The organism is Kitasatospora sp. NPDC057936 (assembly GCF_042887525.1).
GTDB lineage: Bacteria > Actinomycetota > Actinomycetes > Streptomycetales > Streptomycetaceae > Kitasatospora.
The window spans coordinates 1-14,745 of record NZ_JBHVPD010000077.1; the positions used below are offsets into that span (position 1 = coordinate 1).

General features: G+C 72.6%; 18 protein-coding genes. 15 read left to right on the plus strand and 3 right to left on the minus strand.

Annotated features, from left to right (window positions below):
- Positions 1-92: 92 nt before the first annotated feature.
- The gene (locus tag ACFVU9_RS32160) at positions 93-992 is read right to left on the minus strand and encodes an acyl-CoA thioesterase (protein ID WP_387599483.1); all 900 of its coding nucleotides are present in this window, start codon (positions 990-992) and stop codon (positions 93-95) included.
- Entirely contained in the window at positions 992-1,474 is a 483-nt protein-coding gene (locus ACFVU9_RS32165; protein WP_387599486.1) for a cupin domain-containing protein, read from the minus strand. The genes ACFVU9_RS32160 and ACFVU9_RS32165 overlap by 1 nt, the downstream gene beginning before the upstream one ends.
- A gap of 95 nt (positions 1,475-1,569) precedes the next feature.
- Between ACFVU9_RS32165 and ACFVU9_RS32170 the strand changes: the two genes are divergently transcribed.
- The 3 genes from ACFVU9_RS32170 (at position 1,570) to ACFVU9_RS32180 (ending at position 3,952) form a co-directional block, all read left to right on the plus strand.
- The gene (locus ACFVU9_RS32170) at positions 1,570-1,989 is read left to right on the plus strand and encodes a RidA family protein (RefSeq protein ID WP_380491098.1); all 420 of its coding nucleotides are present in this window, start codon (positions 1,570-1,572) and stop codon (positions 1,987-1,989) included.
- Between the two features lie 137 nt (positions 1,990-2,126).
- Positions 2,127-3,014, plus strand: coding sequence for a fumarylacetoacetate hydrolase family protein (locus ACFVU9_RS32175; RefSeq protein WP_387599489.1), 888 nt, complete (start codon positions 2,127-2,129; stop codon positions 3,012-3,014).
- A gap of 62 nt (positions 3,015-3,076) precedes the next feature.
- Positions 3,077-3,952 (plus strand): PaaX family transcriptional regulator C-terminal domain-containing protein, encoded by an 876-nt coding sequence (locus ACFVU9_RS32180; protein WP_380440868.1) that lies wholly within the window; start codon positions 3,077-3,079, stop codon positions 3,950-3,952.
- Here the strand turns inward: ACFVU9_RS32180 and ACFVU9_RS32185 are convergent.
- Positions 3,891-5,351, minus strand: a complete 1,461-nt coding sequence (locus ACFVU9_RS32185) for a DHA2 family efflux MFS transporter permease subunit (protein WP_387599492.1) — start codon at positions 5,349-5,351, stop codon at positions 3,891-3,893. The genes ACFVU9_RS32180 and ACFVU9_RS32185 overlap by 62 nt on opposite strands.
- Before the next feature lie 200 nt (positions 5,352-5,551).
- On the opposite strand from ACFVU9_RS32185, the gene ACFVU9_RS32190 reads away from it, so the two are divergent.
- From ACFVU9_RS32190 to ACFVU9_RS32245, 12 genes are all read left to right on the plus strand, one after another.
- On the plus strand, positions 5,552-5,899 hold the full coding sequence (locus ACFVU9_RS32190; RefSeq protein ID WP_380440910.1) for a YciI family protein: 348 nt from the start codon (positions 5,552-5,554) through the stop codon (positions 5,897-5,899).
- Entirely contained in the window at positions 5,896-7,158 is a 1,263-nt protein-coding gene (locus ACFVU9_RS32195; protein WP_387599567.1) for an RNA polymerase sigma factor, read from the plus strand. The genes ACFVU9_RS32190 and ACFVU9_RS32195 overlap by 4 nt, the downstream gene beginning before the upstream one ends.
- Before the next feature lie 210 nt (positions 7,159-7,368).
- A complete protein-coding gene (locus ACFVU9_RS32200; protein WP_387599495.1) occupies positions 7,369-7,851 on the plus strand; it encodes a hypothetical protein in 483 nt (160 codons plus the stop codon).
- Positions 7,839-8,438, plus strand: coding sequence for a hypothetical protein (locus ACFVU9_RS32205; protein WP_387599498.1), 600 nt, complete (start codon positions 7,839-7,841; stop codon positions 8,436-8,438). The genes ACFVU9_RS32200 and ACFVU9_RS32205 overlap by 13 nt, the downstream gene beginning before the upstream one ends.
- Before the next feature lie 11 nt (positions 8,439-8,449).
- Positions 8,450-8,911, plus strand: coding sequence for a peptidase inhibitor family I36 protein (locus tag ACFVU9_RS32210; RefSeq protein ID WP_387599501.1), 462 nt, complete (start codon positions 8,450-8,452; stop codon positions 8,909-8,911).
- Between the two features lie 37 nt (positions 8,912-8,948).
- On the plus strand, positions 8,949-9,410 hold the full coding sequence (locus ACFVU9_RS32215; RefSeq protein ID WP_387599504.1) for a hypothetical protein: 462 nt from the start codon (positions 8,949-8,951) through the stop codon (positions 9,408-9,410).
- Positions 9,411-9,424: 14 nt separating this feature from the next.
- Positions 9,425-9,730, plus strand: coding sequence for a hypothetical protein (locus ACFVU9_RS32220; RefSeq protein ID WP_387599507.1), 306 nt, complete (start codon positions 9,425-9,427; stop codon positions 9,728-9,730).
- A 122-nt stretch (positions 9,731-9,852) separates the two neighbouring features.
- The gene (locus ACFVU9_RS32225) at positions 9,853-10,101 is read left to right on the plus strand and encodes a plasmid mobilization protein (protein WP_380440851.1); all 249 of its coding nucleotides are present in this window, start codon (positions 9,853-9,855) and stop codon (positions 10,099-10,101) included.
- Positions 10,098-10,469: a fic family toxin-antitoxin system, toxin component gene (locus tag ACFVU9_RS32230; RefSeq protein ID WP_387599510.1), complete on the plus strand. Its 372-nt coding sequence runs from the start codon at positions 10,098-10,100 to the stop codon at positions 10,467-10,469. The genes ACFVU9_RS32225 and ACFVU9_RS32230 overlap by 4 nt, the downstream gene beginning before the upstream one ends.
- A 114-nt stretch (positions 10,470-10,583) precedes the next feature.
- A complete protein-coding gene (locus ACFVU9_RS32235) occupies positions 10,584-11,963 on the plus strand; it encodes a DUF2254 domain-containing protein (protein WP_380440847.1) in 1,380 nt (459 codons plus the stop codon).
- A gap of 102 nt (positions 11,964-12,065) precedes the next feature.
- Positions 12,066-12,809 carry a BTAD domain-containing putative transcriptional regulator gene (locus tag ACFVU9_RS32240; RefSeq protein ID WP_380491123.1) on the plus strand — a complete coding sequence of 248 codons (744 nt, stop codon included), beginning with the start codon at positions 12,066-12,068 and terminating at the stop codon, positions 12,807-12,809.
- A 197-nt stretch (positions 12,810-13,006) separates the two neighbouring features.
- On the plus strand, positions 13,007-14,686 hold the full coding sequence (locus tag ACFVU9_RS32245; protein ID WP_387599513.1) for a protease pro-enzyme activation domain-containing protein: 1,680 nt from the start codon (positions 13,007-13,009) through the stop codon (positions 14,684-14,686).
- Positions 14,687-14,745 lie beyond the last annotated feature (59 nt).

Below are 14,745 nucleotides of genomic sequence, written 5' to 3' on the forward strand. Positions count from 1 at the left end.
GTCAGGCTGGGGGACATCGGCGACCGACGACAACGCGGCGAGGTGCGTGCCCAGACGCCGCCACGCAGGCGGGGGTTCGAAGACAGGCACGATCAGGTGGTGCGGATCATGCCCTCCTGGGCGACGGTGGCGAGGTGGCGGTGGTCGCGGGTGAAGAACCTGCCCGTGCCGAGCCCGCGTCCGCTGTCGGCGGCGACCGCCTCCTGCACGTACAGCAGCCAGTCGTCCACCGGTCCCGGCCGGTGGAACCACATGGCGTGGTCGAGGCTCGCCGTCACCAGCCCGGGCCGCGCCCACGCGAGGTCGAGCACGCGCAGGACGGGCTCCAGGATCGTGTAGTCGCAGACGTAGGCGAGGGCGGCCTGGTCGCGCTGCGCGTCGGTGAGGCCCTCGACGGGCCGCAGGTGGTCGAACGGCTTGATCCAGACGGCCTGGTGGGGGGTCCGCTCGCCCTCGACGGTGAGGTAGACGGGGCCCGGCACGTGGCGCATGTCGAAGCTGCGGCCGCCGGACCAGTAGGCCTTGGACGCGTCGGTCATCGTGCCGCCGGTGCGGTCGGCGAGGTAGGCGGCGGAGCTCGGCAGGTCCTCGGGGGCGGGCAGCGAGCCGTCGAAGCCGGCGGCGAAGGTGCCACCGGGCTCGCCGGCCGCGAAGTTGGCCAGGCAGACGTACAGCGGCTTGCCGTTCTGGTAGCCGCGCACCTGGCGGGTGCTGTAGCCGCGGCCGTCGCGCAGGACCTCCACCTCGTAGCGGACGTCGGCGCCGATGTCGGCCGGGCGCAGGAAGTAACCGTGCATCGAGTGCAGCGACTTGCCGTCCGTCAACGAGCGCATCGCGGCGGCGGCGGCCTGGGCGACGAGGTCGCCGCCGTAGGCCTTGGGCCACGGACAGGGCTGGGTGGTGGCGGTGAAGGCGAGGTCGAAGTGCTCGGGCTCGGCGGGCTTGAGGGTGACGGCCGAGGTGAAGGCCTCGGAGGTGGGATCGGCGGCCATCAGCGGTCCGTCCAGTCGCGCAGGTCGTCGTCGGCCACGTCCGGCAGGTTGACGACGATGTTCTCGGGCGTGCGGGTGGTCATCCACACGAGGCGCTCGGTGCGCGAGAGGTTGCACTCGATGTGGGGCATGAACGGGGGCACGAAGACCCAGTCGCCCTGCTCCATGTCGACGTAGTCCTCGAACCGTTCGCCGAAGTAGATGCGGCCGCGGCCCTCCAGGACGTAGCCGCCGGTCTCGGCCTCGCCGTGGTGGTGGGTCACCGAGCGGTAGCCGGGCTCGTTGCTGACCTGGCCGAACCAGAGCCGGCGGGCGGGGGTGTGCTGGATGCTCACGCCCGAGATCCGCACGGCGCCGCCGGAGTCGGCGGTGCCCGGGTCCTCCATGCCGCGGCGCGTGACGACGGGGGCGACCAGACCGCTCGGGAGGCGGTACATCGAATTGTCGCCGTCGAGTTGGTACTTGCTGAGATCGGGCTCCATGCGGACGGCTCCGTTTCTCGGGATCGGTATCTCGTTTTTTTCACGACCGTCATCTAGTGTCAATACATCTCGCCCCGACACACGATGGAGGCCGCATGACGCCGGTGCCCGTCAACCCGAGCTCCCTGCCGAAACCGAGCGGTTACTCGCACGGGACGCTGGCCGGCAACATCCTCCACCTCGGCGGACAGACCGCCCTCGACGCCGGCATGCGGATCGTGCCGGGCGGCATCGTGGAGCAGTTCCGGCAGGCATTCGGCAACGTCCTCGCCACCCTGCGCGAGGCGGGCGGCGAGCCGCAGGACCTGGTCAGCGTGACGATCTACCTGACCGACATCCCCGACTACCAGGCGCACGGCAAGGAGATCGGCGAGGTCTGGCGCGAACTGGCCGGCCCGGTCTACCCGGCGATGGCGGGCATCGGCTGCACCGCGCTGTGGCAGCCGGAGGCGCTGATCGAGATCCTCGGGGTCGCGGTGATCCCGGACGAGCGGCTGGTGCGGCCCGCGGCGTGAGCCGATCTGCGGGGGTGGAGCACCGCGCATCGGGCAGCGCGAGTGGATCGCCGTGAATCGGGCACCTGAACCGGGCGCCGTGACGAGTGCACGGTGGATCGATCTTCCCTGACGGTCGCAACGGAGGTACCGCAACGATGAAGCTCGCAGCCCTGACGGTCGACGGCCGGCCGCGCGCAGGGGCCGTCGACGAGGACGCGAAGGCCCTGGCCCTGCTGCCCGAGTGGCTCGGCACGGTCGACGTCCTCGTGCGCGGCGGGCCGGAGGGCCTGGCGGCGGCGCGGGCCGCGGTGGCGCACGCGCCGGTCGTCGCGCTCGCGGACGTCCGACTGGAGTCGCCGTTGCAGCACTTCAACCGCGACATCCTGTGCACCGGGTGGAACTACTGGGACCACTTCGAGGAGTCCCGCGGCAAGCGCGGCGGCCAGGACCCGGCCGGGCGGCCCGACCGGCCCACCTTCTTCACCAAGGGCCCGGACACCGTCATCGGCCCGGCCGACGACATCGCCTACGACCCGGAACTCTCCGCCCAGTGGGACTACGAGGCCGAGATCGCCCTCGTCATCGGCCGCGACGGCCGGTCGATCCCGGAGTCCGAGGCCCTCGGCCACGTCTTCGGCTACCTCGTCGCCAACGACGTCTCCCAGCGCGACCTCCAGCGCGCCCACGGCGGCCAGTGGCTCAAGGGCAAGAGCATCGACGCCACCATGCCCCTCGGCCCCTGGCTCACCACCGCCGACGAGGTGCCCGACCCGGGCGCCCTGCGCGTGCGCTGCGAGGTCAACGGCGAGCCGCGCCAGGACGCCACCAGCGCCCGGATGGCCTTCCCGATCGCCCGGTTGATCGCCGAGCTGAGCCTGGGGATGACGCTGCGCGCCGGCGACGTCCTGCTCACCGGCACCCCGAGCGGCATCGGCAGCGCCCGCGACCCGCAGGTCTTCCTGCGCGACGGGGACGTCGTCGTCACGCGCGTCGACGGGCTCGGCGAGCTGCGCAACCGGGTCGTGCGGACGTCGCTGATGTGATGACCCGCAGAGGCGATAGGCTGCCCGCGGCCGAGCTTGATCAACACCGGGCTTGATCCACGATGCCGGCCCGAGACGAGGAGAGCGCACCTGTGACGGCCGGGCACGAGGAGTCCCCCGCGGCCGGCCGCGACGCGCGGCACGGCCCCCTGATCACGACCACCTTCGGCCTGTACGCGCGCGGTGAGGAGAACTGGCTCTCCGTCGCGTCGGTGGTCCGCCTGATGGGCGACCTCGGCGTCGAGCCGCCCGCCGTCCGCTCGTCCATCTCCCGCCTCAAGCGGCGTGGCGTCCTGGAGAGCGGGCGGCACGGGGGCGCCGCCGGGTACGCGCTCGTCCCGTCGGTGCTGGAGACGCTCGCCGAGGGCGACGCCCGCATCTTCGAGCGCGTGCGCGCCGTGCCCGAGGACGGCTGGATCGTCGTCGTCTTCTCCGTCCCCGAGTCCGAGCGCCAGAAGCGCCACGAGCTGCGCACCAGCCTCACCCGGCTCGGCCTCGGCACCGCGGCGCCCGGCGTCTGGGTGGCGCCGGGCAACCTCGCCGCCGAGACCCGCCGCACCCTGGAGCGCCGCGGGCTCGCCGCCTACGTCGACATCTTCAGCGGCGAGCACTACGCCTTCGGCGACCTGCGCTCCAAGGTGCGCAGCTGGTGGGACCTCGACGAACTCGCCGAGCTGTACGCAGAGTTCCTCGCCCGCCACCGCCCGGTCCTGGACCGGGTGAAGACCTCCGGCGTCACCCCGCTGGAGGCCTTCCGGGTCTACGTCCCGATGCTCACCCAGTGGCGTCGCCTCCCGTACCGGGACCCCGGCCTGCCGCTCTCGCTGCTCCCCCCGGGCTGGAACGGGGTCAGCGCCGGCGCCCTGTTCGACGAGCTCAACGCGATGCTGAGTACGGGCGCGCGGGAACACGCGCTGTCGGTGATCCACGCCGAGTAGGCGCGGGGGCCTTGCCCTTGAGGCCGAACAGGCCGACCAGGACGCCGACGGCGGAGAATCCGACGCCCACCCACAGCGCCGTGGTGAAGCCGTCGACGAACACGGCGGGCGAGGAGTACGCGCCGGGGCGGGCGAAGACGGAGGCCAGGACGGCCACGCCGAAGACGCCGCCGAGCTCGCGCATCGCGCTGTTGGCGCCGGCCGCCATGCCGACGTCCCGGTCGTCGACCGACTCGACGACGGCGTTGGCCACGGTCGGGAACACCAGGGAGGTGCCGGTCCCGGCGATCGCCAGGGCGACGCCCAGCGCGGCGAAGCCGGAGGCCGGCTGGGCGATCCCGGCGACCCAGGCGAGCCCGCCGGCCTGGAGCAGCAGGCCGAGGACGATGAACGGCCGGTTCCCGTAGCGGTCGGCCAGCCGTCCGGCGAGCGGCGCGACCACCACCGGCGCCGCCGTCCAGGCGAGCAGGCGCAGGCCCGCCTGCATCGGGGTGAGGCCCTGCGCCGTCTGGAAGAACTGCGCCATCAGGAACAGCGCGCCGAACAGGCCCGCGTAGAGGAAGAAGCTCACGCCGTTGGCCGCGGAGAAGCTGCGGCGCCGGAACATCGCGAGCGGCAGCATCGGCGCCGGGGCCCGCCGCTCCCACCACAGGAACGCGCCGACGACGGCCGCGCCCGCGAGCAGCGACCCGAGCACCTCGCCGCTCGCCCAGCCGACGGTGTTCGAACGGACCAGCCCCCACGTGAGGCCGAAGAACCCGGCCCCGGCGAGCAGCAACCCGGGTACGTCCAGGCGCGGCCGCGGACCGAAGCTCTCGCGCAGGCGGGTCGCCGCGAGCGGGATCAGGGCGAGGCCGATCGGCACGTTCAGCCAGAAGATCCAGTGCCAGCTGATCCCCTGCACGACCGCGCCGCCGACCACCGGACCGGCCGCCACCGCCAGCCCGGCGATGCCGCCCCACAGGCCGATCGCCATGCCGCGCTTCCCGGCCGGGAACGCCGCGCTGATCAGGGTGAGCGTCAGCGGCATCACCAGCGCCGCACCCGCGCCCTGCACGGCCCGGGCGGCGATCAGCGCGCCGACCGTCGGGGAGAGCGCGGCCGCGGCCGAGGCCGCCGTGAACACGGCCAGCCCGACGGCGTACATCCGCCGCCGGCCGAATCTGTCGCCCAGCGCGGCGCCGGTGAGCAGCGCGCAGGCGAAGCACAGGTTGTAGGCGTTGACCGTCCACTCCAGGTCGGACAGGCCGCCGTGCAGGGAGATCCGCAGCGCGGGCAGGGCGGTCGTGACGACGAGGGTGTCGAGGGCGGTCATGAAGACGCCCAGCGAGGCGAGGACCAGGGTCCAGGCCTGCCGGGCCGGCCGCGCGGGGGCGGCTTGTGCGGTGGCGGTGGTCATCGGGACGCACCTCCTCGGGGTGGGTGGCTTGCACGGGTGGGACGAACGGGAACGCGTCCGGAGGACAGCGATGGCCGGGTGCGCGGTGACGTCGGAGGATGGAGTGGTCCATCCGGCTTCGTCCCGTTCGTCCCATCTGTGACCGACCGATTTCGGGACTCCGGTCCACTCGGTCCAGGGACTGTTGCGAGGAGGACGACATGCGATACCTGCTGATCATCTGCACCGACGAGAACGCCATCGGCGCCCTCGGCCCCGACGAGGGCGCGGCGATGCTCGCCGAGTACACCGCCTTCGGCGAGGAGATGGGCCGCCGCGGCGTCCTCCTCGGCGGCGAGCGCCTGCGGCCGACCGCCGACGCCACCACCGTCCGCGTGCGCGACGGCGACGTGCTGGTGGCCGACGGCCCCTTCGCGGAGACGAAGGAGCAGGTCGGCGGCTACTACATGGTCGACGCCCGGGACCTCGACGAGGCGATCGAGATCGCCTCCAAGATCCCCGGTGCCCGGCACGGGACGATCGAGGTGAGACCGATCTGGGAGCGCTGACCGACCGCGCGGCGGACGCCGTCGCCGAGACCTTCCGCTCCGAGTGGGGCCGCATCGTCGCCGTCCTGATCCGCTGGACCGGGGACTGGGACCTCGCCGAGGAGTGCGCCCAGGACGCCTTCACCAAGGCGCTGGAGCGCTGGGGCCGCGACGGCGTCCCCGACAACCCGCGCGCCTGGCTGATCACGACGGCCCGCAACCGGGCCGTCGACCGGCTGCGCCGCGCCCGCACCGAGGCCGCCAAACTCCGGGAGGTCGCCATGGACCCGGACCCCGGGCCGGCCCCGGTGGATGGCGGCGGCGCGGACGAGGCGGACGAGAGCGGCATCGCCGACGACCGGCTGCGGCTGATCTTCACCTGCTGCCACCCGGCGCTGCCCCTGGAGGCCCGCGTCGCGCTCACCCTGCGCACCCTCGCCGGGCTGACGACCGCCGAGATCGCCCGCGCCTTCCTGGTCTCCGAGCAGACCATGGCCAAACGGCTCGTCCGCGCCAAGGCCAAGATCCGCGACGCCGGCATCCCGTACCGGGTGCCGCCCGGCCCCCTCCTGCCCGAGCGCACCGCCGGCGTCCTCGCCGTCCTGTACCTGCTGTTCAACGAGGGCTACAGCGCGACCGAGGGCGCCGAACTGATCCGCACCGGCCTCTGCGCCGAGGCGATCCGGCTGGCCCGCCTGCTGTCCGCACTCATGCCCGACGAGCCGGAGACCCTCGCCCTGCTCGCGCTCATGCTGCTGCACGACGCCCGCCGCGCGGGCCGGGTCAACGCGGCCGGGGAGCTCGTGCCGCTGGAGGAACAGGACCGCCGTCGGTGGGACGCCGCGTCGGTGGCGGAGGGCTGCGCCGTCCTCGACACGGCCGCGCGCCGGGCCGCCCGGCCGGGCTTCTACCAGCTCCAGGCGGCGATCGCCGCCTGCCACGCGACCGCCCCCACGGCCGCGGACACCGACTGGGCGCTGATCGCACGGCTGTACGGGCTGCTCGCGGAGCTCACGTCCTCGCCGGTGGTCGCGCTGAACCAGGCCGTGGCGCGGGCGATGGCCGAGGGCCCGGCGGTCGGCCTCGACCTGGTGGGGCGGCTGGCCGAGGACCCCCGGCTGGCCGGGTACCACCTGCTGCCGGCGACGCGGGCCGACCTCCTGCGCCGGCTGGGCCGCCGGCCGGAGGCCGCGGCGGCGTACCGCGAGGCGCTCGGCCTGACGGCGAGCGCGGCCGAGCGGCGCTACCTCCGGCGACGGCTGGCGGAGGTCGGGGGGTGAGTGGTCCGACGGAGACGACTCCAAGGTCTCGGACGCGCATTCGACGAAGATCACAAAGCGGCAGGTCGGCCAAGATCGACGGGAACATCGGTTCGTCCGATGATCACCGGGAGGGTGATCATCCGTTACTCCGAGCAGCTCCTCCCACTTAGGCACGGTGCTCGACCCCGGGAGCCAAGTTCCGGGGATCACTTGTGACTTGGGAGGACCGTGTTCCACTCACCACCCGCGCCCGCCCGCCGCGGCCGCATCATCGCCGCGGCGGCCGGAGCCGCAGCCGTCTTCGCCATCTCGGCCGGCGCCCCGGCGGTCGGCGCCCAGACCCCGACCGCCGAACCGGCCTGCACCGGTGCGGCGGGGTCTGACATGCAGGTCACCGGCGGCACCGTCACGTGGTGCCCGACCGCCGCGGGCGGCCGGCTGACCTTCACCAACACCGGCCGCGCGTACCGCGACCTGTCGCTCGTCGTCTACAACTGCGACGGCGGAAAGGGTACTTCGGCCGACCTCAAGAAGTGCGCCGCGTCGATGAAGGGGATGAACGACATCGAGTGGCGGCAGGTCAAGTCGAAGGAGAGCGTCCACGCCGACTTCGACATCCAGAAGGGCTCCAACGCCCAGGTCTGGTGGACCGCCGACGGCACCGACAAGGCCACCGACATGAAGCTCCTGGGGACGCCGTGGAATTCCTGAACCGCTCCCGCGCGGCCGCCCTCGCCGCCGCGCTGCTCGCCACCTCCGTCCCACTGCTCGCGGTGCCCCAGGCGGCAGTCGCGCAGCAGCCCACCGTCGAGTGCGACGGCAAGTGGCACTTCGAGCCGGTCGGCGACCCGGTGTTCAAGCGCGAGATCGCCGACAAGTTCACGCTCGACAACCGCAAGGGCCCCGAGCCGCTGGACGAGACGGTCAAGACCAAGGAGTCGGTGACCAAGAAGTTCTCCCACAAGGTCGACCTCGGCTACGAGATCAGCACCGAGGCCAGCGCCAGCTTCGGGATCTTCTCGGCCAGCGTGCAGAGCAAGTTCTCCGCCTCCTACGGCTTCGCCTTCGCCGAGACCAACTCGGTGGAGAAGGAGACCGAGATCCGGCTGGTCGCCGGCCCCGGCGTCGGCTACACCCGGTACGTCGGCATCGAGACCGTGCAGGTCACCGGCTACTACGAGCGGATTCTGGACTGCGACAAGAAGTCCCAGCGTTACCAGCGGATCGGACCGGTCATGGAGGAGGCGCCGCTCAAGGGCAAGGCCGTGTGGACCGAGACCCTGCCCGACTCGAAGTGAGGACCAGCCAGATGACCGTCATGACCGTCAACCGCCGGGGCGCCCGCCTGGCCAGGGCCGCCCTCGCCCTGGCCGGCGCCGCGGCACTCACCTGCGGAACGGCAGCCGCCGCGGACGGGCCGCAGACCGCCAACCCGCCCGGCGTGCACCTGCTGAACCCGGAGATGAAGGAGAGCAAGGCGACGCCGTGTCCGGCGGGGTGGCTCTGCATCTACGGCGGCTTCGACTACACGTGGGGCGCGATCGCCGTCCTGCCCGGCAGTCAGGTCGAGAACATCGAGCGGATCAAGTTCACCAACGGCAGGTCCTTCACCGGGGGCGAGGGAGTCTCGTCCTGGGTCAACAACTCCCCGGTGCACTACTGCTGGTACGAGGGAGCCGGATTCACGGGCGCCTCGCACGAGTTCGCGTCCCTCGGCAAGGAAGACCACATCAAGCCCAACGACGCGCTGAAGTCGTTCAAGCCGTGCTGACCCCGGACCCGTCCGACTCCTCAAAGGAGGAACGCTCGTGAGCCTGCCCCTCAAGCGCACGGCGGCGGCCGTGGCCACCGCCGTGCTCGGGGTCGTCCTGACCGCCACCGCCGGCCAGGCCGCCCAGTCCGCGCCCGCCCCATCCGCCCCCAGCGTCCGTGCCGGCGGCGTGGACGCCACCACCGCCAAGGTGGAACGCCTGTGGGCCGTCGACGGCGACGACCAGAAGGTGCCCAGTGGCCAGCAGGTGCCGGTGCGCCTCAAGGTCCGGGCCGTCGACAAGGACCGCAAGCCGGTCAAGGGCGCGACCATCGCCTTCTCCACCCCCGGCCCCGGTCTCAAGTTCCCCGACGGCAAGGACGACGCCGCCGTCACGACCGACCAGGACGGCTACGCCACCGCTCCCCAGCTGACCGCCGCGGGCCACGCCGGGCCGGACCTGGTCACCGCGAGCGCGGGCACCAAGGCCCAGGTCGCCTTCTCGATCACCATCGCCTAGGAGCCCCGAACCACGTGAACGCAACAGTCAACCGCCTGCCCCGCCGCTACCTCGGCCGGGCCGCCATCGGCGCCGCGGCCACCGTGCTGCTCGCCGCGGCCGGCACGGTGGCGGCCACCGCCGACACCACCCCGGCGGCCACGGCCAAGCCGCAGGTGGCCACCCCGCACTGGGAGTACCGCTGGGCCATCGCCCAGCCCGGCGGCAAGAACGTCGGCGACCTGGAGAAGCTGGGCAAGGAGGGCTGGGAGGTGGTCGCCCCCGTGAACCCCTACTCCGGTGACCGCTGGAACTTCCTCCTGAAGCGCCAACTGCCCTAGTGATAGGTGTCATTGTCTGACGACAGCTCCCTCCCGGTTCGCGCCGGGAGGGAGCCGTCCGGCGCGTGGCGTAGCGGGCGCACCGCTTGTAGCGCCTTGTACGGATCGCTACGCTGTCCGGCATGAAGCAGCTGAACGTCCGGCTGGACGACCAGGTCCACGAAGCGCTCGAACGGCGGGCGGAAGCGGCGGGGATGAGCCTGCCGGACTACGCCCGCAAGGTTCTGGCGGAGGAGGCCGACGAGCAGCGCGAGCGCTTCCTGACCGCCGCCGCGCACTTCTCCCAGGCCTGGGCGCCGGCCTTCGAGGCCGAGTTCGGCCCCTACCCCGAGAGCGTTGCGCGCCGACCCGGCACGGCGGACGCGGCGTGATCCTGCGCATCGACCGGGCGTGGCTGTTGGACATCGCCCACCATTTCCTCCCGGCGGATCCGGATGTCACCGACTACGGGACCCTCGCCGCCGCTGTGGCTCGCCACGTCGACGAGGTCATGGAGGTGCCGGTCTACGCGGGCGCGCACCAGCGCGCGGCCGCGCTCATGCACCAGCTCATCCGGGTCCCGCCGCTGGAGTTCGCCAACGAGCACTTCGCGGCCGTCGTCGCCGCCGCCTACCTGAGCGCCTCCGGCGTGATCGTCACCGTGGAACCGAAGTCCGCGGCCGAACTCGCCGCCCGCATCCGGGACGGGCAGGCCGACATCCGCGAGATCGCCGCCGTGATCCGGACCTGGTACCGCTGACGCGGACGGTCGGGTCGGGCCGCCCGGGGCGTGAGCTCCGGGGCGGTCTCGGCGCTGTGCTCCCGGTCCGTTCACTTTAGGGTGGAAATGTTCCGCTGGGCCGGGTGTCGGGAGGTGGGCGAGGTGATCCGCGGCGTCCACCTGGAGGCGCAGTGGCGGCGGGAGGCCCTGCGGACGAACCTGTGGGTCGTGCCGATCCTGGAGGTCGGCCTCGCCGGGGTGCTGTTCGTGGTCACGCTCGCGCTGGACAAGGCCGCCTACCGGGGGGACCTGGGGCTTCCCACCTGGGTGATCAGCGGGACCGCGGACGCGGCACGGCAGATCCTCGCGGCCATCGCGGCCGCCCTGATCACCGTCGTCGGCGTGGTGTTCTCCATCATGATCGTGACGCTGACGCTGGCCTCCACCCAGTTCGGGCCGCGCATGCTGCGCACCTTCATCCGGGACCGGACCACGCAGCTCACCCTCGGGACCTTCGTCGGGACGTTCGTGTACGCGATCCTCGCGCTCGTCGTCATCGGGCCCGGGACGCACGGGGACTTCGTGCCGCACCTGTCGATCACCGTGTGCATGGTGCTCGTCATGGCGGACCTCGCCGTGCTGATCTTCTTCATCCACCACATCGCGACGTCGATCCAGCTGCCCCGGGTGATCGCCAGCATCGCGACGGAGCTGTCCGAGGCCATCGAGGCGAGTGCGGGCGGGCCGGGGCCGGCGGCGGGGGTCGCGGCGAAGGGGCCGACGGTCGAGGAGCTGAACGTCCGGCTGGACACCTCGGGGGCCGCCGTCCCGGCGCCCGCCAGCGGGTACCTCCAGTTCGTCCGGCACCGCACGCTCGTGCGGATGGCGGCCGGACTGGACGCCGTCATCCGGCTGGACCACCGGCCCGGGCACTTCCTCGTGCAGGGGCACCAGCTCGCCACCGTCTGGCCCGCCGAGGCGGCGCCCGAGGTGGCCCGCAGCTTCGCCCGCGCCCACATCACCGGCTCGACCCGCACCCTCGCCCAGGACATCGCCTTCGCCGTCGACCAGCTCGTGGAGATCGCCATCCGGGCGCTGTCCACCGCCGTCAACGACACCTTCACGGCCCTGACCTGCATCGACTGGCTCGGCGAGGGCCTGTGCCGGATCGCCGCCCACTGGAGCCCGAACCCCGTCCACCGGGACGAGGACGGCTACATCCGGGTGATGACCGTCCCCGTCAGCTACGAGCGGCTCGTGCAGCGGAGCTTCGAGAAGATCCGCCAGGCCGCCCCCGGCATGCCGGCCGTCCTGATCCGCCAGCTCGACGCGCTCGCCGAGATCATGACCGAGACCAGGACCGAGCAGCAGTGCCGGGTGCTCATCGCCCAGGCCGAGATGATCGAACGCCTCAACCAGGAGTCGGTGGCCGAGGCCACCGACCGGGACGACGTCCGCCGCCGCTACCTCGGGGTCCTGGCCGCGTACGGCGAGGCGCGGGCCCGGCGCGGGCCCGACGTCAGCCCGGAGTGACGGAATCGCTCGAAAGGGTGAATTCGTGACGTTCGGGGTGAGGGCGCCGCAGCGGGGCATGATCGTACGCGGACATCCATGAGGGCATGAGGGGGCGGGTGTATGGCTGTTTCCGCTCGGCTGAGGCTGCTCGACGGCTTCGCGCTCGACTGCGGGGCGAAACCCGTCCACCTGACCAGGACGCTCCAACGCCTCCTCGCCTTCGTCGCCCTGCGCCGCGAGGCCCACCGCGCCCTCGTGGCCGGCACGCTGTGGCCGGAGTCCGACGAGGCCAAGGCCTCCGGCCGGCTGCGGACGGCGCTGTGGCGCCTCCAGCAGTCCGGCGCGCCCGTGCTCGCCGCCCCGGTGCTCGCCGCCGCCGGCGAGACGCTGCGGCTGCACGCCTCGGTGCGCCTCGACGTCGACGAACTGCTCGGCGGCATCGGAGAGTCCGGGACGGGCGACCCGCGCGTACTGCTCGCCGGCGGCCCGCGCGAGCTCCTGCCCGGCTGGTACGACGACTGGGTGCTGCTGGAGCGCGAACGGCTGCGCCAGCTCTACCTCCACACCATGGAGAAGCTCGCCCTGCGCGACCTCCGCGCCGGCGACTACGGCGGCGCCCTCGAAGCCGTCCACGCCGCGCTGCGCGCCGAGCCCCTGCGGGAGAGTCCGCACCGGCTGCTGCTGGAGATCCACCTCGCCGAGGGCAACTACAGCGAGGCGATCCACACCTACCACGCCTACCGCCTGTTGCTCCAAAGGGAGTTGGGGGTGAACCCCTCTCCGGGGATGCGGCGCCTGCTGGACGCGGCGGTGCAGGCGGCCCCGGGCGCGGACGACGGGATCGCGCGCGCCCGGCTCCGCTGATCCTGTGGGGCCTGTACCGGGGGCACGGCGCGGGAGAATGCACGGTAGGGATACGGGGTAAACATCCGGCCTATCCCGGCCGGACTCCCTGGCGGGAACGCTTGACGCCTGATGCGGGCGAGGATGAAGCTGGGTATACAAAGTACATATGCGCGATACACGTACAGAGCTCCGTGTGGAAGCATCTGGAGGCGATCATGCCGCGCAGCCCGTACCTCCCCATCCCGGACAGTGACCGCACCCCGCGCGCCGGGGCGAGCGTCGTCGGCCCGGCCAACCTCTCCGAACCACTCACCGTCACCGTCTACTTGCGCCGCGACCCGGCCGCGCCGGCCCCGCCCGACCTCCTCGAATTCGCGCTCACACCACCGGCCAAGCGCAAGCCCGCCGACCACGGCGAGGTCGACCGGGCCTACCGGGCCGCCCCGGCCGACATCACCGCCGTCAAGGCCTTCGCCCTCGACCACGGGCTGACGCTCGGCACGGTCAACGAGCCGGCCCGCAGCGTGCAGCTGACCGGCACCGTGGAACAGATCTCGAACGCGTTCCAGGTGACCCTGGCCCGCTACCGCTACCAGGGCCGCGACAGCCGGTGGCACACCTACCGCGGCCGCGAAGGCGCCGTCCACGTACCCGCCGAACTCGAAGGGATCGTCACCGGCGTCCTCGGCCTGGACAACCGCCCGATCGGCGCCGACCTGCGCACCCGCCAGGCCACCGCCGCCCGTACGACGATCCCGGCCGTCGCCGGCGCCCGCATCCCGGCCGGCACCTTCCTGCCGACCGAGCTCGGCCGCCACTACTCGTTCCCCGCGGGCACCACCGGCGCCGGCCAGTGCATCGCCGTGCTCGCCTTCAACGGCATGACCCAGCCCGGCCGGCCCTCCGGCGGCTACAGCCTCGACGCCCTGCGCAACTACTTCGTGAACGTGCTCGGCAACCCGATGCCGGACATCACCGACGTGGTGGTGGCCGGCCCCGGCAACGACCTCGGGAGCGACGACGGCAGCGACCCGGCCGACAGCACGCCCGAGATCATGCTCGACCTCGCGATGGTCGGCGGCCTGGCCCCCGGGGCGAAGATCGTCGTCTACTTCACGGTCTTCACCGAGCAGGGCTGGGTCGACGCGATCCACACCATCGTGACCGACACCGTCAACAAGCCCACCGTGATCTCCTGCAGCTACGGCAACCCCGAGGACTCCGCCAACTCGGCGTGGACACGGATGGCCATCACCTCCGCCGACCAGGCCTTCGCCCAGGCCGGCGCCCGCAACATCAGCATCTGCTGCGCCTCCGGCGACGACGGCACCAGGGACGACGCGAACGACCTGAAGGCCCACGCCGACTTCCCGGCGTCCAGCCCGCACGTGCTCGGTGTCGGCGGCACCAGCCTGGTGGCGAACACGGGCGGCATCGCCAGCGAGACGGTCTGGGACCAGGGCCCCGGGTTCGCCACGGGAGGCGGCGTGAGCCGCTGGTTCCCCGTGCCGCCGTGGCAGTCCGGCGCCCACGTGCCGCACTCGGCCAACCCGCCGCACAGCGCCGGCCGCGGTGTCCCGGACGTCGCCGCCGACGCCGACCTGGTGACCGGCGTCGTCATCCCGGCCGTCGACGGCCAGGGCCTCTACCCGATCGGCGGGACGAGCGCCGCCGCACCGCTCTGGGCCGCGCTGCTCAGCCGCGTCAACGAGGGCCTCAGCGCACCGGTCGGCTTCCTCAACCCGCTGCTCTACACGAAGCTCTCCACCGGCATCCTGCGCGACATCACCCAGGGCAGCAACGGCGCCTACGATGCCGGGCCCGGCTGGGACGCCTGCACCGGATTCGGCAGCCCGGTCGGCACGGCCCTGCTGAGCGGCCTCAAGGCCCTGTGACCCTCAAGGCCCTGTGACCCTCATGGCCCTGTGACCCTCAAGGCCCTGTGAGCCGCGAG